At 66.5% G+C, this 20069-nt stretch carries 22 protein-coding genes and 3 tRNA genes; 17 read left to right on the top strand and 8 right to left on the bottom strand.

Going from position 1 to position 20069, the window contains the following annotated elements; all coding sequences use genetic code 11:
• Positions 1–23: 23 nt before the first annotated feature.
• Positions 24–96: transfer RNA gene (locus ACIA58_RS41485), tRNA-Gly, on the bottom strand.
• A 178-nt stretch (positions 97–274) separates the two neighbouring features.
• Positions 275–1150 carry a sigma-70 family RNA polymerase sigma factor gene (locus ACIA58_RS41480; protein WP_396409385.1) on the bottom strand — a complete coding sequence of 292 codons (876 nt, stop codon included), beginning with the start codon at positions 1148–1150 and terminating at the stop codon, positions 275–277.
• A 96-nt stretch (positions 1151–1246) separates the two neighbouring features.
• Here ACIA58_RS41480 and ACIA58_RS41475 point away from each other — a divergent pair, with 96 nt between their 5' ends.
• The 4 genes from ACIA58_RS41475 to ACIA58_RS41460 all read left to right on the top strand — a co-directional run bounded on the left by ACIA58_RS41475 (position 1247) and on the right by ACIA58_RS41460 (position 5080).
• Complete coding sequence (locus ACIA58_RS41475) at positions 1247–1687, top strand: pyridoxamine 5'-phosphate oxidase family protein (RefSeq protein WP_396409384.1); 441 nt, start codon at positions 1247–1249, stop codon at positions 1685–1687.
• A gap of 53 nt (positions 1688–1740) precedes the next feature.
• Positions 1741–2721: an aldo/keto reductase gene (locus ACIA58_RS41470; RefSeq protein ID WP_396409383.1), complete on the top strand. Its 981-nt coding sequence runs from the start codon at positions 1741–1743 to the stop codon at positions 2719–2721.
• 68 nt (positions 2722–2789) lie between these two features.
• On the top strand, positions 2790–3557 hold the full coding sequence (locus tag ACIA58_RS41465; protein ID WP_396409382.1) for an alpha/beta fold hydrolase: 768 nt from the start codon (positions 2790–2792) through the stop codon (positions 3555–3557).
• A gap of 233 nt (positions 3558–3790) precedes the next feature.
• The gene (locus ACIA58_RS41460; RefSeq protein WP_396409381.1) at positions 3791–5080 is read left to right on the top strand and encodes a helix-turn-helix domain-containing protein; all 1290 of its coding nucleotides are present in this window, start codon (positions 3791–3793) and stop codon (positions 5078–5080) included.
• A gap of 27 nt (positions 5081–5107) precedes the next feature.
• Here the strand turns inward: ACIA58_RS41460 and ACIA58_RS41455 are convergent, their stop codons facing one another.
• From ACIA58_RS41455 to ACIA58_RS41440, 4 genes are all read right to left on the bottom strand, one after another.
• The gene (locus tag ACIA58_RS41455; RefSeq protein ID WP_396409380.1) at positions 5108–6463 is read right to left on the bottom strand and encodes a hypothetical protein; all 1356 of its coding nucleotides are present in this window, start codon (positions 6461–6463) and stop codon (positions 5108–5110) included.
• Positions 6463–7005, bottom strand: coding sequence for a flavoprotein (locus ACIA58_RS41450; RefSeq protein WP_396409379.1), 543 nt, complete (start codon positions 7003–7005; stop codon positions 6463–6465). Before ACIA58_RS41450 ends, ACIA58_RS41455 begins: the two co-directional genes overlap by 1 nt.
• Positions 7002–8195, bottom strand: coding sequence for a helix-turn-helix domain-containing protein (locus ACIA58_RS41445; RefSeq protein WP_396409386.1), 1194 nt, complete (start codon positions 8193–8195; stop codon positions 7002–7004). Before ACIA58_RS41445 ends, ACIA58_RS41450 begins: the two co-directional genes overlap by 4 nt.
• Positions 8196–8335: 140 nt before the next feature.
• The gene (locus tag ACIA58_RS41440; protein ID WP_396409378.1) at positions 8336–8572 is read right to left on the bottom strand and encodes a hypothetical protein; all 237 of its coding nucleotides are present in this window, start codon (positions 8570–8572) and stop codon (positions 8336–8338) included.
• A gap of 172 nt (positions 8573–8744) precedes the next feature.
• Between ACIA58_RS41440 and ACIA58_RS41435 the strand changes: the two genes are divergently transcribed.
• The 11 genes from ACIA58_RS41435 (at position 8745) to ACIA58_RS41385 (ending at position 17934) form a co-directional block, all read left to right on the top strand.
• Entirely contained in the window at positions 8745–8993 is a 249-nt protein-coding gene (locus ACIA58_RS41435) for a DUF6284 family protein (RefSeq protein ID WP_396409377.1), read from the top strand.
• Complete coding sequence (locus ACIA58_RS41430; protein WP_396409376.1) at positions 8990–9208, top strand: hypothetical protein; 219 nt, start codon at positions 8990–8992, stop codon at positions 9206–9208. The genes ACIA58_RS41435 and ACIA58_RS41430 overlap by 4 nt, the downstream gene beginning before the upstream one ends.
• Positions 9205–10065, top strand: coding sequence for an ABC transporter permease (locus tag ACIA58_RS41425; protein WP_396409375.1), 861 nt, complete (start codon positions 9205–9207; stop codon positions 10063–10065). Before ACIA58_RS41430 ends, ACIA58_RS41425 begins: the two co-directional genes overlap by 4 nt.
• Complete coding sequence (locus ACIA58_RS41420) at positions 10062–12272, top strand: cell division protein FtsK (protein WP_396409374.1); 2211 nt, start codon at positions 10062–10064, stop codon at positions 12270–12272. The genes ACIA58_RS41425 and ACIA58_RS41420 overlap by 4 nt, the downstream gene beginning before the upstream one ends.
• A gap of 199 nt (positions 12273–12471) precedes the next feature.
• Complete coding sequence (locus ACIA58_RS41415) at positions 12472–12828, top strand: hypothetical protein (protein ID WP_396409373.1); 357 nt, start codon at positions 12472–12474, stop codon at positions 12826–12828.
• A complete protein-coding gene (locus tag ACIA58_RS41410) occupies positions 12828–13814 on the top strand; it encodes a DNA cytosine methyltransferase (RefSeq protein ID WP_396409372.1) in 987 nt (328 codons plus the stop codon). Before ACIA58_RS41415 ends, ACIA58_RS41410 begins: the two co-directional genes overlap by 1 nt.
• The gene (locus tag ACIA58_RS41405) at positions 13811–14233 is read left to right on the top strand and encodes an RRQRL motif-containing zinc-binding protein (protein ID WP_396409371.1); all 423 of its coding nucleotides are present in this window, start codon (positions 13811–13813) and stop codon (positions 14231–14233) included. The genes ACIA58_RS41410 and ACIA58_RS41405 overlap by 4 nt, the downstream gene beginning before the upstream one ends.
• Before the next feature lie 22 nt (positions 14234–14255).
• On the top strand, positions 14256–15140 hold the full coding sequence (locus ACIA58_RS41400) for a bifunctional DNA primase/polymerase (protein ID WP_396409370.1): 885 nt from the start codon (positions 14256–14258) through the stop codon (positions 15138–15140).
• Positions 15137–16432, top strand: coding sequence for a DUF3631 domain-containing protein (locus ACIA58_RS41395; protein WP_396409369.1), 1296 nt, complete (start codon positions 15137–15139; stop codon positions 16430–16432). The genes ACIA58_RS41400 and ACIA58_RS41395 overlap by 4 nt, the downstream gene beginning before the upstream one ends.
• Entirely contained in the window at positions 16429–16713 is a 285-nt protein-coding gene (locus ACIA58_RS41390; protein ID WP_396409368.1) for a helix-turn-helix domain-containing protein, read from the top strand. The genes ACIA58_RS41395 and ACIA58_RS41390 overlap by 4 nt, the downstream gene beginning before the upstream one ends.
• 9 nt (positions 16714–16722) lie before the next feature.
• Positions 16723–17934, top strand: coding sequence for a tyrosine-type recombinase/integrase (locus ACIA58_RS41385; protein WP_396409367.1), 1212 nt, complete (start codon positions 16723–16725; stop codon positions 17932–17934).
• 62 nt (positions 17935–17996) lie between these two features.
• On the opposite strand, the gene ACIA58_RS41380 is transcribed toward ACIA58_RS41385, so the two are convergent.
• Positions 17997–18068, bottom strand: a tRNA-Val gene (locus ACIA58_RS41380).
• Between the two features lie 130 nt (positions 18069–18198).
• Between ACIA58_RS41380 and ACIA58_RS41375 the strand changes: the two genes are divergently transcribed.
• A complete protein-coding gene (locus ACIA58_RS41375; RefSeq protein WP_130438463.1) occupies positions 18199–18759 on the top strand; it encodes a CGNR zinc finger domain-containing protein in 561 nt (186 codons plus the stop codon).
• A 205-nt stretch (positions 18760–18964) separates the two neighbouring features.
• Here ACIA58_RS41375 and ACIA58_RS41370 read toward each other — a convergent pair whose 3' ends face one another.
• Complete coding sequence (locus ACIA58_RS41370) at positions 18965–19777, bottom strand: aminotransferase class IV (RefSeq protein WP_396409366.1); 813 nt, start codon at positions 19775–19777, stop codon at positions 18965–18967.
• 164 nt (positions 19778–19941) lie between these two features.
• Between ACIA58_RS41370 and ACIA58_RS41365 the strand changes: the two genes are divergently transcribed.
• Positions 19942–20014, top strand: a tRNA-Gly gene (locus ACIA58_RS41365).
• Positions 20015–20069 lie beyond the last annotated feature (55 nt).

Raw genomic sequence — 20069 nt, 5'->3', positions numbered from 1 at the left:
AAAGCTGGGCCGAACCCTCTCCGAGCGGACGACCGGGTTCGAACCGGCGACCTCAACCTTGGCAAGGTTGCGCTCTACCAACTGAGCTACGTCCGCATCACCCCGAGCAGGTTTCCTCGGTGCGAGAGCAGAACAGTAGCGCACTTTCCGCCGGGACAAAAACCGGATTCCACCCCGGATTCGGCGTTGTCGCGATCGGGGTGCGACAAGCGTGAATCACACCCCATCCGTCACACCCGTACCCACCGATCTGTCCACTCGCCACGCCGTCCGATCAGGCCGGCAACGTCTGCAGATCAACCGTTCGCAGGTAGTCGGCATCGCCATGGAGGTTGATGGTCGCGACACGCCCGTCGACGACCGTGAAAGAGAACACAACAACCGGTTCGCCGCGTTGCATCCACACCAGGCCGGGCATCCCGTCGACCAGCACGGGTTTCGCCGCCTGCGCCCGTCCGGTGAATGTGCGCGCGACCCGGTCGTGCCCGGTGATGCTCGCGGCGATCCCGCGTTCGGATGCGCCGGCATCGGCCCGTACGACGACTTCCGGGTCGAGCACCTCGAGCAGCGCCGCGAAGTCCGCGTTGCGGGCGGCCGCCAGGAACGCGCTGACTACTTCCTGCTGCCGGATCACGTCGACGCCGGCCGGTGCCGGCGTACCGCGGACCCGGCGTCGCGCGCGGCTCGCGATCTGCCGGGCGGCCGCCGGTGACTTGCCGATGATCGGCGCGATGTCTTCGAACGGTACGGCGAACATGTCGTGCAGCACGAATGCCAGTCGCTCGGCCGGCGACAGCGTTTCCAGTACGACGAGCAACGCGAGACCGACCGAGTCCGCCTGTACTGCTTCGAGTTCCGGATCGGCTACGACGTCGTCGGCGAGCACAGGGGAGTGCTCGCCGACCGGGAGCTCGGGCCAGCCGCGGCGGGTGCGGAGCATGTCGAGGCAGATCCGCCCGACCACCGTGGTCAGCCAGCCGCCGAGGTTGTCGATCGTCGCGGTGTCGCTGCGGCTGAGCCGGATCCAGGTCTCCTGGACCGCGTCCTCGGCCTCCGGCTCAGAGCCTAGGATCCGGTACGCGACGGCCCGCAGGCGATCCCGGTTCTGCTCGAACCGCGTCGCGAGCCACTCGTCCCCGTCCATAGCCATCACCATTCCACCTGTCACACCGAACGGCCCGGCGCCGTCATCGGAATGACGCAGTACCCGGACCAGATGTGACACCAGAACGAAGAGGAGCACCCCATGACGGCACCACCGCGTCCGCTGTCGGTACGCAAGCAGGACATGCTGCGCCGCTTCGAGCACGACGTCGACGCCTGGGTATCCACGGCTTCGCTCGACGGTACTCCGTACCTGATGCCGCTGTCCTTCCTCTGGACCGACGACACGCTCCTGCTGTCGACGACCGCCACCAACCCGACCGCCCGCAACCTGCGGGCGAATCCGCGCGTGCAGCTGACGGTAGGGGAGATCCGGGACCTCATCCACGTGACCGGGACTGTCGCGGTGGGGGAGGTGAGCGATGCCGAGGGCGAGGCGTTCGCGGCGAAGGCAGGTTTCGACCCACGCCCGCTGGCCAACTACCCGTTCTTCCGCGTCACCCCGACGAAGATCCAGACCTGGCGCGAGGTGAACGAACTCAAGGACCGCGTACTGATGGACGGCGGCGTCTGGCTCGTCTGAGTTGCGCCGGCGGGGTTGACTTCGAGTGCGCTCCAGGAAGCAGAGTGGGGTTCATGTTGTCTCGAACTATTGGACCTGGTGGAAGCAACCGGACCGTCAGTGCGCTCTGCCTGGGCGCGATGAACTTCGGTACGTCGACTCCGACGGACACCGCGATCGCGATCCTCGACCGCTTCGTGGACGCCGGCGGGACGTTCATCGACACGTCGAACAATTACAACCAGTGGCACGGGCATGGCGGCGACAGTGAGGAGCTCCTCGGTCGCTGGATGCAGTCCCGCGGCAACCGCGACGAGCTGTTCATCGCCACCAAGTGCGGCGCCCGCACCACGGTGCCCGGCGACCCTGACGACGCGCACTGGGAAGGACTCGGCGCATCCGCAGTCGCTGAAGCGGTCAAGGGAAGTCTCAGCCGGCTGGGTGTTGACCGGATCGACCTGTACTACGCGCACATCGACGACCGCAGTACTCCGCTGGACGAGACCGTAGGTGCCTTCGGTCAACTGGCCACGGAGGGCACCGTCGACCTGATCGGCTGCAGCAACACAGCCACGTGGCGCCTCGACCGCGCTAGGCAAACCGCAGCTGCTCAGGACGTAGCGCAGTACTCCGTCATCCAGCAACACTCCAGCTACCTCTGGCCGAACCCGCCATCCCTACAAGGCCTCCGCCGCCACGGCACCCCCCACTACCAACACGCAGGCATCGAACACTTCGACTACCTGTCCGAGCACCCCGACCTGACGCTTGTCGCGTATCAGGCTCTGCTCACCGGCTCGTACACCCGCGCCGACCGCCCGTTCTCGCCCCAACGCGGCTACGCGCACCCAACCGCCTACGTCCGCTACCAGGCCCTTCGCCAGACCGCCAACGACCTCGGCGTCACCGCCAACCAGGTAGTCCTGGCCTGGCTCCTCCACCACAACGTCATCCCCCTCATCGGCGCCTCCTCCCTCGACCAACTAGACGAGGCCCTGGCAGCGGTAGAGATCGAGCTGGACGAAGACCTGATGCACCACCTCGACAACGCCTGACGCTGCAAGGGACTGCGGACGGCGAGCTGATCCGGGTCGAGGACTTCGGCGATCCGGACGGCAAACCTGTGCTCGTGCACCCCGGCAGCCCAGGATCACGGCGGTTGTTCCGGCCGGACGCGGAACTGGCGGCCCGCGTGTTCGGCCTGCGCCTGCTCAGCTACGACCGCCCGGGCTACGGGGGCCGGCCGCGCCACAAGAACCGGCGCATCGCCGACGCGAGCAATGACGTGGACAGCATTGCCAAGGCGCTGGGGATCGAACGGCTCGGGATCTGGGGCTTCTCCGGCGGAGGCTCCTACGCGCTGGCCTGCGCCGCGCTGCTGCCCGAGCTTGTTACCGGGGCGGCGGTCTTCGCGTGCTTCGCGCCGTACGGATCGCCGGGTCTGGAGTTCTGCGAAGGCATGTCTCCGGACTACGCCCAGGAGGTCGACCTGTTCTTCACGGACCGTTCGACCGCCCGCCGCCACTGGCGCCAGGACGCAGACCGGTTGTATGCCACCGCTGGCGCGCCGGAAGGCTGGATGGCCCGCTGGGGCGACGCCGCCGGTACCGACGACGCCCGGAGCTGGGAGGTGGCCTGCCGTCTGGGAGCTGGTGTGCAGGACTCTCTCAGCGAGGGCGATGGCGGCTGGTGGGACGACTGGACGGCGGTCCTGACTCCCTGGGGCTGCGACCTGGCCGCCATTCGCGTCCCCGTCCGTTTATGGCATGGAAGCCGTGACCGAGCGGTTCCCATCGCGCACGGCCGCATGCGAAAGGCCGGTCCCTGGGGACCGGCCTGTGGGTTCCGGGTGGGCGATACTGGGTTCGAACCAGTGACCTCTTCGGTGTGAAGGCGGATCCGCCGTGCCACCTGCTATCGAGCCGCGTCGTCGCGGCGCGGCAGACCACGGAGTGACCGGGGTCGATGCCGATGGGACCTGCTGGTTCGCTGTCTTTCTGCTGCCCCGGCATCTCGCGCCGCAACCAAGCTTGGGCTCCTGGGACGCGTCCCGGTTAGGACAGGCGGCCGTGATGAGCGAAGATCTCCACGAGCAACGTCTCGGACCGCACAGAAAGCGCTGCTATGGCCATCAACGTTGACACCACCCAGTCGCTTCGCCGGCCCGGGGATCTCCTGGCTCTGGTCGATGCCGTGCGGTCGGCTCATCCATCGGATGAGTCCTGGTGGATCGAATGGAAGTCGGACCTCAAATTGAGGAGTCCCGACGGCGCGTTCAAGGCTGCCCGTGCGATTCTCAGTTTCGCGAATCGAATGCCCGAAGTGGCGGCGACAGCTTGCGACGGTCTGGCGTACCTGCTCGTCGGCGTCGAACCGGGACTCGTTCACGGAACTGAGGCAATCGACCCTGCAGATCTTGAGGGTGCGCTTATCAAGTATTTGGGTGCGGACGGCCCTGTTTGGTCACCAAACTACGTCACGGTAGATGGTAAGACAGTTCTGGTGGTCATCGTTGAGCCTCCTCAATGGGGTGATCCGATCCATACATTGCGAAAGACCTTCGAGAAGTCGGCCGAGGGTACGATCTTCGTTCGCAGCCAAGCGATCAGCCGCCCGGCGAATGCGTCCGAGATTAGAATGCTCAGTGACCGCCTCCTGCGTGGCGTTGGAGTTCCTGAGCTCACTGGTCTTGATGTGAGTTGTCGTGTGACTCCGCCTGAAGGTCTGCTGGTGATTGATCCTTCGCCTGGAGATATAGAAACATGGATCACTAAACGTCAAGAGGCTGTCCTGAGTGGACAGCGCGGAACTGACTCAGATGGCGCGAAGTTCATCAATATGCAGGTATATGACGCAAAGGCTTTAGATCAGTACCTAGAGAAATGTCGCGAGCGCCTATTTGATGCTCAACGCTTGACATTGATTGCGTGGAAGTACAGCATCGTTGAGCTGTCGGTCACATCGCCAGGCCCCCTCATTCTCGAAGACGTTGAACTGACGTTGCGCCTCGATGTTCCATGGTCGGCGTTCGAGACCGGGGAAGCTCCCGAGGATCTGAAAGGGCTACCCGAGGTTCCCAAGCCCAGGTCTCGGCTGACCATGGATGCTCTTGGGCTTGGGCCCATCAGACCGTTCGCATTTAAGTCTCCAAGGATCCCGAACCCGAATCTGGAGATTGACGAATCGTCTATCACCTTGTCGCTGGGCAGAATTCGTCCGGAGAAGCGCTCGCCTGCAACGCCATTCCACCTCTTCCTGCACCACCTTCCAGACGAGTCAAACAAGGTGACACTTGAGTGGACGCTGACCTCGACATCCACGGCCGGAATCCAGAGAGGTTCGCTTGAGGTTCCAGTCCATTCGGCGCGAGGAGTATTCATGCGACCCGAATTGAGCGAGGATAACCGGCGCTAGCGTATGAATTCTCCTGCCAGGGTGTCGTCAGCGCTCCTCTGCTGCACGTGCGCGAACGGTCATCGGATCTGCTTCGACACGGTTGCGAATGGCGCTCTTCCTCGCGCCGAGGCGTCCGGCGAGCCACCACCTGAAGACGAGCAAGGATTGCCAATAGCCGTCTGCGAGTTCCAGTTGCGTGGGCATGGCGCGGTTCGCGTGTTTCACGCCGTTGTACAGCCGCGGCATTGAGGCAAGCCAGTTTGCTTTGTCGATTGGGAACGGTCCGATGCAGTTATCAGCCAATCGCTCTATGCGTTCGTCAAACCGTTCATCGCCAGCCTTCTTTTTGTTCAAGCCGGCTTCTCGAGCGAGCACGAATCCCAATGCTTCAAGGCCGATACCTAGCTGAGCTACGTGTGTCACCGCGGTGGCTTCACGCAGATCGAGCAGACGCACTATTGGCGAGATCGCGCGACTCATTTGACTGTTAATCCTCAACCACCTTCGAACGCCTTGTGGGCCAATGTCGTCGAAAGTGAAAAGGAATGCCGGGTTCCCTCCCACCGCTCTCGGAGAGGAGATCCCTGTTCGCGAAGTCTCGACCTTGTACCACTGGCTACCGTGCCCCTTACCGTCCAGCGTCCTGATCGGATCATCATCTCTGGTGGCTTCATGGGTTTGGAAGCTGAAATCGCTCCAGGCGGCGACTCGAACGAGGTCTCTGATTGCCTCGTGCGGAGATAGATGGTCGAGCCAATCTCGCGGCTTCGAGACGCGCGTCTCCACGAGCATCCGTTCCGTGATCGTGGTCTCGTCTGGGTGTTGTCCGGGGCCGTAGCGGTAGGCCGGCCGAATCGTCAGATTCAAACGGGAAGAGATCGTGATCGGATCTGGCGAGCGCAATTGCAGCGTTGCCGTCGCTAGGCGCTGGTCCGCCGAAAATGTCCGTTCAGCATTCAAACTCCGCAGGCCGATCCACGCGCCAAGGCCCTCGACCTCCGAGCGAAGTCCATTGATGCGCGAGTACCGTTGCCCGCCAGTGGCGTCGAGCAGTGCATAATCGGCAACCAGAGTGCCAGTTCCCACCCCGACCGGGAAGCGTCGATTGGAGCGATAGTCCCGGCATCCGATTAGGACCACATTTCCATGTTGATCGTGGAAATCGATTCCGCTCGGAGGTTCGTATCGGAAAAGTGCTTTTTCGGGATCATCGCCGTACTCGACGTCACCGAACCATCGACTCTGTACGTGACTGGGCTCATTATCCATCCACGGAACGTCAATGAATATCCCGTCGCTGTCTCTGCGAAGTTGAGCTGCGATGGGCGGTGTTCTTGGGTCGCCGTCGAACAGGTAGCCGATCCGGGCTTGGCCGGCATCAATTCTGTTGGTGGTCGCCATTAGGTCGCCGAATCTTCGATCTGCTGCATGACCCACGACCAGTGAAATGCTCCAGCGACGTCAATCCCCGTCCCAGAGTTGAGTGGTTCGAGAGATGAAGTTGAGCCGTCGTGTGGGTTGACGATAGTGGTGCCCGCATAGCGAAGCACTGCCAGTGAGGCAAACCATGCAGGGTGCCCAGCCAAGTCGTGCTTCGCGAATGGCACAGCAACAGTCCGCGTCCGAGCGCCGAGGGCTGCGCACAGAGTTGTGAGGGGGTATGTGTTGGCGTTGCCGTTGGCCCACGCGTTGAGGGTGTTGAAGGTCATGGGGACCACGGCCACGGCGTCCGCGGGCGGGATGCGCTTCGGCTGCTCTGGGGTGCGGTTGCCAGTGATGACGGGGGCATCTCCTAGGTCCTGGTCGGCAAGCCAGGGGAGTGCGGCGTCCGTGGGGATGACGTAAGGGTCCCAGCCGTTGGCTCTGGCGGCCTTGACGCCGTCTGCGGTGCGGGAGGCGAGGGGTGCGCCGCAGACGACGATATAGAGCGTTCGGTTGGTCACGCGAGGACTCCTGCGCGGGTAGCGATAGCGGTCAGGGACGGGCTCGGTTTGCGGGAGCGGCGGAGGAGTTCGCGGACCAGCTCGCGGGCGATGGTGTGGTACTTGATCGACTCGGGAGCTACGCGCTCGGCTGCTTGAAGATGCAGGATCGCTTCCATGTCGTTCTTGGCTTGGGTTTGCGCCCATGCCAGGTCGATGTGCAGGCGGGATCGGCGGCCTTGGAGTCCCGCCGGCATAGCGTCCAGATCGATTTCCGTAGCTACCCGCAGCACGTTGGACGGCTCCCCGAACTCGGCTGCGACAGAGGCGCGATGGATGAGGACGTTGGTGGGGCCGAACGCGGTCCACCAGTGGTTGCCGTCGTGGGCGAGGAGGTCTCCGAGCTGCCCCGCTGTCGTCAGCCGTTCGGTTGCCGTCGCACGGTCGGAGCGGCGTGCAGCGATGACGGAGGAGATGAGCCAGAGGGAACCGGCGAGAGACACCGCGTCCGGTGCGTCTGAGCCAGTCATCGACATGAGGCCTTCGGCCGATCGAACCGCGATCCGTTCCGCGTCGTCGGTGCGCTCGCTGCGGAGCAGTGCACAGACGACCTGATACGCCGCGAGGCCCTGTGCGGCCTTGGATTCGGCGGCCATAGCTGCGTGGGTGGCGCGGTCGGCGGCGAGCCAGCCAAGCTGGTGTTCACCGACCTTCGTGAGGAGCTTGGCGGCGGCCGAGTAGACCGAGCATCGCGCTAGGTGCGTCTCTCTGCCGTCCCGGCCCTGGTAGCCGTCGTACGCGTCGGCGGCGCGGATGAGGTCTGGGAGCATCGCCGTTGCGGTGTGGTAATTCGCGGCCTGGTAGGCCTGGTGGACCTGCACAGCGCCGTTCCGGAGCTGGGGGAGCGGCCACGGCATCGCGGGCTCGCCCAGCAGATGGTGATAGCTCGCCAGCTGGCTGCGTACTGCGTCGACGGCCTTCACGTGCTCTGGTGCGTCGGGTGCGAGGACCCACTCCCGGCCGATGAGGTCCGTAACGTCGATGCGCAGGACGGTTGCTAGGTCGTTCAGGGTGGACAGTCGATCGACACCACGAATGCCACGCTCGACCTGCGACAGCCAGGAGCGCGACATTCCGATGAGTCCCGCCAGGGCGTCTTGCGACATACCGCGTCGCTTGCGGTAGGCCCCGATGCGCTCACCTACGTGCATCTGCACTTCCCCTCGTTGATGTGGTCCCTCTAGTCAACCGCCGGTTGGACCGGATAACGCGCACAAAAGTGCGCAGCCTGCCGAGTGCACATCAATCGATCGTTTCGCCCCGACGCTGGACGCATGAACGAGCCGACCACTCAGGAGCTCACCCGCTTCGGCCCCGGTGCCGCTGGCGGGACGCCTTCGGCGCGGGCGACTCTGCGGATGTACGCCGCTGTGAAGGGCGACAACCGCTCCACCTCAGTAGGCGGTACGCCGCCACGGAGCGCCGCGAGGACAGCCGCCAGCATCTCAGTCCGGGATTGCTCGTGGGCCGCTTCGGTCTTGCGGTACCGCAGCGTCGCCGACTTCAACTCGTCGCGTAGATCAGTCACCCATCCAGGGTATCGCACCTCGCTTGCGCAATCATTGGTCAAGCGCTACTGTGATGCGCACCTTAGTTTCGCTTCATGTTCTGGTGAGGCCCGACAGAGCGACGCCCCGGCGGGTGCAACCGCCGAGGCGTCAGGGCCGGTCCAGTCCCTTCACGAACAGGAGCACAACCCAATGAGCATCATCCACCTGTCGGCCGTCGCTAGCCAGGAACCCTCGGCAGCGGACCTGGCCGGTATCGAGCAGGAATGGCCGCTGATCGCGGCCGAGCTGGACCTGCTGGACGCGCAGATCGCGTTGATCAACGCCGGACCGTACGCCTCGGCACTGGAGACGCGTCGTGTCCGGCGTGCCGAGCGTCGGGTGCTGGAGATCGGCCGGGAGCTGGCCGACCGCGAGCCGGAGACGGTGGGCGTGGCATGACCGCGCTGCTGACGGCCCTGCCGGATCTCGTTCAGGTCGATCTGGGCTGGTGGAAGGTCGCGGGCTACGACCTCGTCCAGGTCGTCTCCCCCCGTACGGCGCTGGGGACGGCGTGGATCGTCTGGCACGGCGACCACGTCTTGCACACCACCGACACGCTGCCCCACGCCGGCGACTGGGTCGCTAGCCACGTGACGGGAGGTCAGGCGCGATGAGCACTCCGCTTCGTACGTCGTACCCGATGCCGGTCGAGGACCTGATCCCGGCCGCCCGCCGACTCGCGGCCGAGCTGGGCGAGGTGCCGTCGCAGAACCGGCTGATGAAGCACCTGCGGATCGGCAAGGACAAGGCCAAGGCCGTCCACGCCGCCCTGACCGAGGAGCACACCGAGGACCGCCCCGAGACCCGGCTCCACTCGGTGCCGGACTCCGACGAGACCAATACCACGGCTGAGATCTCGGCGATGATTCCTGAACCCGTTGAGGAGGAGTTTCCGCAGGTCACGGCGCCTGTAGCTCCGGTTCCGGTACGCCGCACGGGTTGGCTGGGCCGGTTCCCGCGGCTGATCCGGCGCGGGGGCATCTCCCCGGCCAACGAGCCCACGGGTGAGACCGGGGACGAGATGCGCCCGGTCCGGTCCTGGCCGGTGCTGCTGCTGGCGCTGCCCGCGTTCGTCGCGGTCTGGTCCGGCTGGGTCGGGCTGGGCGAGCTGACCGGGTTCGGTGTGGTGCATCCGCTGCCGGGGATCGCGGACGGGTTCACGCTGAACTCTGCGATCACGCTGCCGATCGGTGTCGAGACCTATGCCGCGTTCGCGCTGCGGGTCTGGCTGTCCGGCCGCGTCCCGGCCAAGGCACGGAAGTTCGCCAAGGTCTCCGCACTCTCCGCGCTCGCACTAGGCGCGCTGGGACAGGTCGCCTACCACCTGCTGGAGGCCGCTGGCGTGACGGCCGCGCCCTGGCCGATCACCACCGCCGTTGCCTGCCTGCCCGTCGCCGTTCTCGGCATGGGGGCCGCGCTGGCCCACCTGATCCACACCCGCCCCACCCCAGAACGGGGAGAAGTGACATGACCGAACCGATGAACAACCTGCCCGACCCGATCGACCTCGACGCACACCGTGTGGACCGTGCCCGCCGCGACGACGACGTCAAGCAGGCCGACGAAACGGCCGGCGTACTGGTCCCGTTGTCGGCGGGTGAGGTGGAGTCGATGGACACTGCCTACGAGATCGCGTTGGACGACACCGACGACGACCCGACCACCGGCAAGGTCATCGTTCCCGTAGACACCCCCGACCTGCCGGTTCCGGTCGTGGACGGCCACCGGCTACCGATCATCCCGACCCATCTGCGTCCGGAGAACGTACGCGCCACAACGACTCGCGCCCTGGCGCGCGCCGGGCACGTGACCGCCTTCCACGCGGTCCGATCCCCTTGGTACGCGACCAAGTTCGGGTGGTTCGCCGGGCGCGGCCTGTCGCGGCTGATCGGCAAGCAGATGCGCTGGTGGTGGGTCCCGAACTCCGTCGTGCTGGAGCAAAAGGCCGCCGACGCCGGCGAGCTGAAAGAGTGGGAGAAGATCCACCGCCAGCTCAAGGCAACCCGCATGTGGCGCGGTCTGGTCCTCGCCGCACAGAACCTCGGCCTGCTGATCGGGCTACCGATCGCGTGGAACGCGGCCCCGGCCGCCGGTCTCGCGGTCGCGGGCGCGGCGGCGGTCGCCGGGCTGGCGCATTACGGAAGGCCTGCAGGTCAGACGGTCCTCGGTACCGCTGTGGTCGCACCCCGATACCGCAAGCTGAACTCCGACATCGTGCTGCGGGCGTACTACGCGGCCGGTCTCGGCAAGCCCGACAAGACCGACCAAGAGGTCCGGTTCGGATCGCCCATGTCTCGCGACGCCAAGAACACCGGCTCCCAGGTTGTGGTGGATCTCCCGTACGGCAGGAGCTGGTCCGACGTGGTCGGCGTCCGGGAGAAGATCGCCTCCGGTCTCGACGTGCACCTGAACCAGGTGTTCCTGACCCCGGACAAGTCCAGCTCACGCCGGCACACGCTGTTCGTGTCCGACCGTGACCCGCTGGCGGTACCGGTGGGCCGCACCGACATGCTCGACTGCAAGCCGCGGTCGATCTGGGACCCGGTCAAGCTCGGCAAGGACGAGCGCGACAGCTTGGTGACGCTGTCGCTGATGTGGAACTCGCTGCTGGTCGGCGCGCAGCCGCGGAAGGGCAAGACGTTCTTCGCCCGGCTCGTGGCGCTGCACGCCGCGCTGGACCCGTACGTGAAGCTGATCGTTGTCGACGGCAAGAACTCCCCGGACTGGCTGGCGTTCAAGAAGATCGCCCACCGCACGGTGTTCGGGACGCACCCGAACCCGAACGACGACAACCCGATCGAACGCCTGCAAGCGATCCTGGACGAAGTCCTGGCCCACATCGACCGGGTGAACTCGATCCTGACCAAGCTGCCGGTGACGATGTGCCCGGACGGGAAGCTGACCAAGGAACTCGCCCGTGACCCGCGCTACCCGGATCTGCGGGTGCTGGTGATGGTGATGGAGGAGTTCCAGGTCTACTTCGAGACCGAGGACCAGGCCGTGAACAAGGAGATCGCGGCCAAGCTCTCCCGCATCCAGGCGGTGGGTCCGAGTGCCGGCGTGATCATCGAGTCCAGCTCGCAGAAGCCGTCCGGTGTCGGCGCGGGCGACGTGGGCCGCCTGTTCAACCGCTACCGCGACAACCACTCGGCACGATTCGCACTCAAGTGCGGCAACAGGATCGTGTCCGAGGCCGTGCTCGGCGGCGACGCCTACGCCGAAGGATTCGACGCCGCCGCCCTGCCGGTCGGGGACGAGTACCGGGGCGTCGGCTATCTGTACGGCGTCACCGACAATACCCCAACTGTCCGGTCGTTCCTCGCGGACGCGGCCGACGCGGACAAGATCACCACCGCCGCCCGCAAACACCGCGAACAGCTCGGCACGCTGACCGGCGAGGCGGCAGGGGAGGAGCTGGAGCGCGCCACCCGCGACGTGCTGGCCGACGTGCTGACCGTCATGGGTCCGGACGGCAAGGCGCACTGGGACACCATCGCCGGCCGCCTCGCGAACCAGATGCCCGAGCAGTACGACGGCACCACCCCGGAAGCCATCAGCGCGCAGGCCCGCGCCCAGGGCGTCCCGAGCGTGAACGTGAAGCGCGACGGCGTGGTCCGCAAGGGCGTCAGCGCCGACGACCTGCGCGCCGCGATGACTCGCCGCGGCAACACCAACTGACCACCGAAACATCTACGGAGAGTAGTCAATTGCGCTGAGGGTTCGGGACGGGTGAAGTAGCGGCCCCGACGCTACCGGTAGCGCGAACGCTACCCGTCCCGCTACCCCGCAACCCAACCACCACCAGGCCGTATATCCGCAGGTAGCGGGTCGCGGCCACGGTCCCTCACGCCCAAAAACAGCCCGTTGGAGGCTAACCATGCTGCCCCGCGCCGCTACCGCCACTTTGACCGCCGCTACCCACGGTAGCGACGGCTCCGACGCTGCCGCTACCCTCACCGCCACGATCCACACCGCCGGACAGGTCGCCGCGGTGGCACTGATCGTGACCATCGCGGTCGCGTTCTACCTGTTCACCTGCCTGGTCTGGCCGTTCGGCAAGTGCCGCCGCTGCAAGGGCGTCGGCAAGTTCAAGTCCCCGTTCGGCAAAGCATTCCGCCACTGCCCGCGCTGCGACGGGTCCGGGCTGCGGGTCCGGCTCGGCCGTCACGTCATCAACCACATGCGCGCCGTCCGGGGCGCTGGCCAGAACTCCACCAGCAAGGGCGACAAGTGATGCGCGGCCCGAGTGCCGGTCTGCAGGTGGTGTCGCTGTGCGCCGGGATCGGCGGCATCGATCTCGCGTTCCACCGCGCCGGCATCCCCACGCGGGCGGCTGTCGAGATCGACCGCCGGGCACGCGGTGTGCTGGCCGACCGGTTCCCCCGAGCTGTCCTGTTCGAAGACCTGACGAAGGTGTCCGCCGATGATCTCATCGCAGTTGGAGTTGTTCCCGACCGAACCGTCCTCGCGGCCGGGTGGCCCTGCCAGGGCAACTCATCTCGCGGCCGTCGTGCAGGGCTGGACGACCCACGCAGCGGCTTGTGGGTGCACGTCGCGCGACTGCTGGCGGAGCTTCGTCCCCGCTGGTTCGTCGGCGAGAACGTCCCTGGCCTTCTGTCCGTCAACGACGGCCGCGACTTCGGCACCGTGCTCGCGGACCTGGCCGAGCTCGGGATGGACAGTGCCTGGCGGGTGCTGGACGGTCGCGGTTTCGGAGTACCCCACCGACGCCGCCGACTCGTCCTTGTCGGACATTCTGGAGACCGGAGCGCACCTGTCCGCGTACTCCTTGAACCCGACCGTGTGCCGGGGAATCCTCACCCGCACCACCCGCCGACGCCGCAACCTGCCAGACCCGCTCAGGGCAGCGCTGGAGAAGGTCGCGGCGACCGCGCCGACGACACAGCCGGCGGTCGCCTGACGACGTGGGCACCCGCCTACTCGCACTCGCTGGTCAGCCACGGTGGCAACGACAAGCAGGACCCGTCGATGGTCACCTACGTGGTCCAGTCCCACACCGGTCCGCGCCGGTTGACCCCGCTGGAGTGTGAACGGCTACAGGGGTTCCCGGACGACTGGACCGCCACCTCCCACCGCGTCCCGCAGTCCGACCGGGACCGGTACGCCCAACTCGGCAACGCGGTGGTTGTGCCGGTCTTCGAGTGGCTTGCCCGCCGGATCGACGCCGTACACCACGCCGAGGCGGAGGTGACGGCATGAGCACCGCGCTGGACCGCACGACCCTGCATCCGGCTGCGGCGCGGTGGATCGAGCTGTGGAACGGCCAACAGGCCCTCGGCTGGGACCACCACGGAACCCCGGTCTTTCGGTTCCGCTGGGCACCCGCAGGACTCGCCACCCGCCGACAGTTGCGCGCAATGCGGATGTGTCCGGGCGGTCAGGCGCCGTACGCGCTGCTCGTATGGCGCAACGGCAAACGCTGGGCCTGGCTGTACCGGCTCGACCTCGCCCGACCCTCCCGCGTCCCGTCGCCGGCGCAACTGAACGCGCTGGACAAGGCGATGCAGGCCCGCCGCACCTGCGGGCTCTGCGGGACCGTCACCGACTACTGCATCCCAACCTCGGACGGCCGGTGCATCGATTGCATCGACGCCGCCAGCTACCCGGCCGCCGCCTGACCCCCTCGAGGAAGGACCATCGATGACCGACCTGCTGACTGCCGCCGTCGCCGCCGCTGAGCGAGGCTGGCCGGTGTTCATGCTCGGTCGCTCCAAGCGGCCGGTTGCCAACTGCAACGACTGCCGTGCCCAAGCACAGGATCCCGCGCACGACGCGGCGAGCTGCGGGCATCTGACCTGCCACGGGTTCTACGCCGCCACCACCGACCCCGAACGGGTCGCCGCGATCGTGACCGCCGTCCCGCCCGGACAGCTCGCCGTACGCACCGGGGCAGTGTCCGGGCTAGTCGTGGTCGACGTGGACCCCGCGCATGGCGGAAACGCGAGCCTCGCGGAGCTGGTGGCCCGCCAGCTCGTACCGCGCACGTTGTGGGTCCGTACCGGATCGGGTGGTGTGCACCTGTACTACCGGCACCCCGGCCGGGAGATCGGCTCACGTCCGATGCCGGGGCTGGCGGGGATCGATGTGAAGGCTGACGGCGGGTACGTCGTGCTCCCGCCGTCGATCCACCACCGCACCCACCAGCCCTACCAGTGGGGCGACGGACTGAGCGACCCAAGCGAGATGCCCCCCGCGCTGACCGACGCCTGTCTGCCGCCTACGCCGGCCGAATCCATGACCCGCCCAGCCGGGCCGATCCGAACCACCCGAGCGGGGGGCATCTCGAACCCTCACAGCCTGCTCACCTCAACGCTCAACGCCGTCCGCAACGCACCCGAGGGCAAGCGCCGAACGACGCTCTACGGCGCTGCGAGAGGCGTTGCGCGGATGGTCGCGGCCGGTGCGATCAGCCGAGACGACGCGGTTGCTGCGCTGACCGATGTGGGGCTGCAAGTTGACCAGACCGCCCGCGACATTCGAGCCGCTATCGCCGGTGGCTTCCATGACGAAGGGATTGCCGCATGACCTCCGAAAGCACCGATCACAAGGAGTCGATCGACGGTGCTCGACTGCTGGACGATGTGGCCGCCGCGATCACGCGGTATGTCATCCTCCCCAGTCCGTCCGCGCTGATTGCGGTGGTGCTGTGGATCGCCGCCACCCATGCCGTGAAGGCGTGGAACTGTGCGCCCCGGCTGGTGATTCGGGCACCCGAGCGACGGTGCGGGAAGTCGCGGCTGTTGGACATGGTGGAGGCGCTGTGCCATCGGCCGCTGATGACCGTCAACGCCTCACCATCGGCGGTCTACCGGTCGATCGGCATGTCGCCGTCCGATCCGCCGACGCTGCTGATCGATGAGGCCGACACGATCTTTGGCCCCAAGGCCGGGGAGAACGAAGACCTGCGCGGGCTGCTGAACGCCGGTCATCAGCGCGGCCGTCCGGCGCTGCGGTACGACGCCGGTTCGCGGTCGGTGGAGAAGATTCAGACGTTCGCCATGGCAGCCCTCGCGGGCATCGGCGCGATGCCGGACACGATCGAGGACCGCGCGGCCGTCATCCGCATGCGCCGCCGTGCGCCCGGCGAACAGGTTGCGCCTTACCGGGTACGCCGTGACGGTCCCGAGCTGGACGAGCTGCGACAACTCCTGAACCAGTGGCTCGCTCCGCAGGTGATCGAGCTGACCAGGGCCGCGCCGGACATGCCGTTGGAAGATCGCGCGGCCGACACTTGGGAACCGATGATCGCCGTTGCCGACCTGGCCGGCGGAGTCTGGCCGCGGGCAGCGCGGAAGGCCGCGGTAACGCTCACCAGTGACCGGGACGCCGGCGACGAAAGCTCCACACCCACCCGGCTCCTGATCGATTGCCGTACGGCGTTCCAGGACGCCGACGCGCTGCCCACCGCAATCCTGCTGGAACGGCTCCGGGCCGATCCCGAGGCTCCCTGGGCGACCATCGGGAAAGCCGGGCTCACCGCGATGCGGATGGGCAACCTGCTCCGAGATTTCGAGATCCACAGCGACACCATCCGGTTCCCGACCGGGCAAGCCAAGGGCTACTACCGCAGCGATTTCACCGACGCATGGAACCGCTATTGCCCTGAGCCAAAACCCTCCGACGGGGAAGCCGTACCAGCCGTACCAGCCTCGTTATTGCAGGTCAGCCGCGGTACGGCTTCAACCCCTGGTACGGCTCAAGCCGTACCAACCGCCCAAGCCTCATCGACCCTGACCAGCGAAAACGAGGCTGGTACGGCTGGTACGCCTTGGGTCCCGCGAGCTGTCAGCGACGACTCGACCTCTGGAGCCGCATGAAGAGCCAAGCCTCTATCTCGCACCTGATCCCCGTTCCGGACGACGAATCGACGGCGACCGTCCACGACTTCCGCGCACTCGTCTACACGGTCCCGGAGGTTGCGCAGCTCCTGGCCGTCTCCCGCAACACCGCCTACCAGATGGTCCGTACTGGGCAGATTCCTGCGCGCCGACTCGGCACCCGTTGGGTCGTTCCGCGCCGCGCATTCCACACCTGGCTTGACGCCACACCGATACCTGACGACTCCGCGACCCTCGCCACCGCATCGAACTGGAGCTGACAAACCGAGATGGGATACATCCGAAAGACCCCGGCTGGTAAGTGGAAGGCGTGCTGGCGCGATGCGACCGGCCGCCAGCCGTCGAAGACCTTTCCCACACGCCGCGAGGCGGCCGCCTTCCTGGCGACCATCGAATCAACGAAGCACACGGGTACGTACGTCGATCCGCACGCCGCGAGGCGCATCAAGTTCGGCGCGTACGCCGCGCAGTGGATGGAGTCGCACAACGTCGAGCTGACGACGCGGGCGCGTGATCTGTCGCTGCTGAAGAACCACGTGGTCGCGCACTGGGCGAATGCGCCGCTATCAGCGATCGACCATTCCTCCGCGCAGAAGTGGATCACTGGCCTTTCGCGTCAGCTCTCGCCGTCCACGGTTGGTGAATGCCACCGTCTATTCAGCGCGGTCCTGAAGGCGGCGAATCGTGACCGGCTGATCGCTGTGAATCCTGCTAAGGACGTTCGGCTCCCGAAGAAGCGTCAGCAGGCGGGCGACAGGCAGACGATCAGCCGGGAGGATTTCACCACTCGTCTCCTCCCGGCCGTTCCCGAGCGACACCGTGCGATCGTCGCGCTTGCTGGCGGCACTGGACTGCGGTGGGGCGAATGCGTCGGGCTCCGCTGGGAGTCGGTCGATCTAGTGGCCGGCACTTTGCGAGTCGAACGCGTAGCCGTTGAGGTGAATGGTCATGTGACCCCAAAGCCCTACCCGAAGTCGCGAGCTGGCCGCCGAGTCGTACCGGTGCCGCCGATGGTGGCGCGGCTCCTGGAGGAGTACCGCGAGCTGTACGGCACCGGTCAGGCGGGGGAGGTGTTCATCAATGAGGCGGGCACCCCGTTGCGTCGGACGCTGTTCCGGGCGCGCATCTGGCGGCCGTCACTCGTCCGGGCCGGACTGCTGGGTCAGGTCGCCGTGGAGGCTGACAAGTTCCGGGGCACCTGGCCGACCCCGGCCGGTGAAGCGACCGAGCTGTTCAAGACCAGGGCTCAGGCCGTGAAGGCAGTAGCGCGCCACGCCGAAGGCGGTCTGCGGTTCCACGACCTCCGGCACTCGTACGCATCGTGGCTGATCACCTCGGGTGTGCCGGTTCCCGACGTACAGCGGGTCATGGGACATGAGCGGCCGACAACGACGCTGGCGATCTACACCCATGTCCAGGGAGGCTCCCAAGAGCGAGTCCTAGGCGCTCTTGCTGCCTTTTCGCTGCCTGACGAGGGCTGAAACGCGAAGAGCGGGGACCCGGCTGGTGCTGGGTTCCCGCTCTGACCTGCGTGTTCTTCGGGTGGGCGATACTGGGTTCGAACCAGTGACCTCTTCGGTGTGAACGAAGCGCGCTACCACTGCGCCAATCGCCCGGATTGTGGTGCTGGTGTTTCGGATGGGGTGGTGCGGGTGAAACCTTAGCGCATGATTGCAGGGACGATCTAATCGGGCCGGGCTACTCTTGCTCCAGGACGGAGATCCCGTCGCGTTGGAGACGTGATTGTGACTTTCTCGCACGACACCGAGCAGGCGCTCGGGACGCTGGTCCGGCTCGTCAACACCATGCCCGGACCGAACAGCCAGGTCGACTCGCTGGAGACTCTCGAGGAACTGGAGAAGTTCGTCCAGGAGCGGGAGTTCAGCGCGGTCGACACGTTGACGGACAAGGACCTGGCCGAGGTGCGCGATCTGCGGCCGCTGTTCGCGCCGGTGTTCACCACGGATTCCGACGCGTCCGCGGCGACGATGATCAACGCGATCATCGCGCGGGGTACGTCGACTCCACGGCTGACCAACCACGACGGGCATCCGTGGCACATCCACTACTCGCGGGCCGGTGCGTCGCTGGCGTGCCGGATCACGGTGGAGTGCGGGATCGCGCTTGCCCAGGTGATCTCCGCCGGCGAACGTGAACGCCTCCGCCGCTGCGAAGCGCCGGACTGCGACGACGCCCTGATCGACCTGTCGCGGAACCGCTCCAAGCGGTACTGCGACGCCCGCACCTGCGGCAACCGCTTGCACGTGGCGGCGTACCGCGAACGCCGCAAGGCCTCGGGGGAGTAGGTACGCGGACCGCCACCACTCACCAAGCTCGCCATCACTGGCAGGTCGCCGCTTGGCGACCGGTCGGTCGGCTTCTTGGCGTGGGGTTAGTGAGTGGCTGCGGTCCAAGGCCGGATCCCCAGGCCATCACAACGGCGGTACGCCGGCGCGCGCCTGCGCAAGGCGACCGGGCCAGGCCGATTGTGATGGCCCAGGGATCCGCCGGCTACGGGTTGGGGTTCTCGGCGGAGCGTTCCGCGAAGATCTTCGCCACCTGTGCGGTGATGGTGCCGGGAGCGGGGAGTTCGCGGTCGTCGGCGCGGTGGATGCCCTGGATGTCGCGGGTGGTCGATGTGAGGAAGATCTCCTCGGCCTCGAGGAGCTGCTCCAGGGGCACGTCGCGCTCGACGCCGCCGAACCATTCGAGGACCAGGCCGCGCGTCACGCCGGCCAGTGCGCCCGAGTCCAGCGTCGGCGTGACGAGCTCGCCGTCGTACACGCAGAAGATGTTCGAGCCGGTGCCCTCGGCAAGGTTGCCGATCGTGTTGGCGAAGATGGCTTCGCTGCCGCCGCGTTCCTTCGCGTAGGCGAGGGCTCGGACGTTCTCGGCGTACGACGTCGTCTTCAGGCCTGCGACCGCGCTGCGTTCGTTGCGGACCCACGGGACGGTGACGATCGCGGACGTGGCGGACGGCCGTTTGATCTCCTGCGTCGCGACCAGGATCGTCGGCCCCGACGTACCGCGATCGGACGACAACGGTGAGACACCGCCCGTGTACGTGATGCGCAGCCGCCCGAACGGCATCGCGGGATCGACCACGGCCTCGATGCCGCTCTCGATCGCCGCGACGTCCGGCGTGGGCAGGCCGAGCCCGACCGCCGAACGGACCAGTCGATCGAGATGCCGCCGGACCGCGAACGGGCGGCCGTTCTCGACCTTGATCGTCTCGAAGACGCCGTCGCCGGTGGTCAGCCCGTGGTCGAGCGGCGAGACGGTCGCCTCGTCGTCCAGCAGGGCGCCGTTGAGCCAGATGCGCATGTGGTGCTCCTTCCGCGCAACACCTTAGTGCGAAGGGGATCCGGTACTGCGAGGTGACCAGTTGATGACGGTACGTCGACCTGCCGGGTGACCCCGATTTTTGAACTCGGGCGGAGATGGGCTAGTGTTCTTTTCGCGCCGGGGACACTTGACCCGGTCGCAATGCGGACGTAGCTCAGTTGGTAGAGCGCAACCTTGCCAAGGTTGAGGTCGCCGGTTCGAACCCGGTCGTCCGCTCGGAGAGGGTTCGGCGGGCCTACTTCTCAGTGCCAGCTTTCTCAAAGCCAGCTTA

Source organism: Kribbella sp. NPDC051586 (assembly GCF_044453965.1).
Lineage (GTDB): Bacteria > Actinomycetota > Actinomycetes > Propionibacteriales > Kribbellaceae > Kribbella.
The sequence above is the reverse complement of the archived record's forward strand: the minus strand, read 5'-3'. Positions and strand labels throughout refer to the sequence as shown.

Bases quoted from the DNA above. Each gene is read 5' to 3' on its own strand.
- ACIA58_RS41480 (WP_396409385.1), bottom strand. From the start codon at position 1,150: ATGGCTATGGACGGGGACGAGTGGCTCGCGACGCGGTTCGAGCAGAAC.
- ACIA58_RS41475 (WP_396409384.1), top strand. From the start codon at position 1,247: ATGACGGCACCACCGCGTCCGCTGTCGGTACGCAAGCAGGACATGCTG.
- ACIA58_RS41470 (WP_396409383.1), top strand. From the start codon at position 1,741: ATGTTGTCTCGAACTATTGGACCTGGTGGAAGCAACCGGACCGTCAGT.
- ACIA58_RS41460 (WP_396409381.1), top strand. From the start codon at position 3,791: ATGGCCATCAACGTTGACACCACCCAGTCGCTTCGCCGGCCCGGGGAT.
- ACIA58_RS41455 (WP_396409380.1), bottom strand. From the start codon at position 6,463: ATGGCGACCACCAACAGAATTGATGCCGGCCAAGCCCGGATCGGCTAC.
- ACIA58_RS41445 (WP_396409386.1), bottom strand. From the start codon at position 8,195: ATGCACGTAGGTGAGCGCATCGGGGCCTACCGCAAGCGACGCGGTATG.
- ACIA58_RS41435 (WP_396409377.1), top strand. From the start codon at position 8,745: ATGAGCATCATCCACCTGTCGGCCGTCGCTAGCCAGGAACCCTCGGCA.
- ACIA58_RS41430 (WP_396409376.1), top strand. From the start codon at position 8,990: ATGACCGCGCTGCTGACGGCCCTGCCGGATCTCGTTCAGGTCGATCTG.
- ACIA58_RS41425 (WP_396409375.1), top strand. From the start codon at position 9,205: ATGAGCACTCCGCTTCGTACGTCGTACCCGATGCCGGTCGAGGACCTG.
- ACIA58_RS41420 (WP_396409374.1), top strand. From the start codon at position 10,062: ATGACCGAACCGATGAACAACCTGCCCGACCCGATCGACCTCGACGCA.
- ACIA58_RS41415 (WP_396409373.1), top strand. From the start codon at position 12,472: ATGCTGCCCCGCGCCGCTACCGCCACTTTGACCGCCGCTACCCACGGT.
- ACIA58_RS41410 (WP_396409372.1), top strand. From the start codon at position 12,828: ATGCGCGGCCCGAGTGCCGGTCTGCAGGTGGTGTCGCTGTGCGCCGGG.
- ACIA58_RS41405 (WP_396409371.1), top strand. From the start codon at position 13,811: ATGAGCACCGCGCTGGACCGCACGACCCTGCATCCGGCTGCGGCGCGG.
- ACIA58_RS41400 (WP_396409370.1), top strand. From the start codon at position 14,256: ATGACCGACCTGCTGACTGCCGCCGTCGCCGCCGCTGAGCGAGGCTGG.
- ACIA58_RS41395 (WP_396409369.1), top strand. From the start codon at position 15,137: ATGACCTCCGAAAGCACCGATCACAAGGAGTCGATCGACGGTGCTCGA.
- ACIA58_RS41390 (WP_396409368.1), top strand. From the start codon at position 16,429: ATGAAGAGCCAAGCCTCTATCTCGCACCTGATCCCCGTTCCGGACGAC.
- ACIA58_RS41385 (WP_396409367.1), top strand. From the start codon at position 16,723: ATGGGATACATCCGAAAGACCCCGGCTGGTAAGTGGAAGGCGTGCTGG.
- ACIA58_RS41370 (WP_396409366.1), bottom strand. From the start codon at position 19,777: ATGCGCATCTGGCTCAACGGCGCCCTGCTGGACGACGAGGCGACCGTC.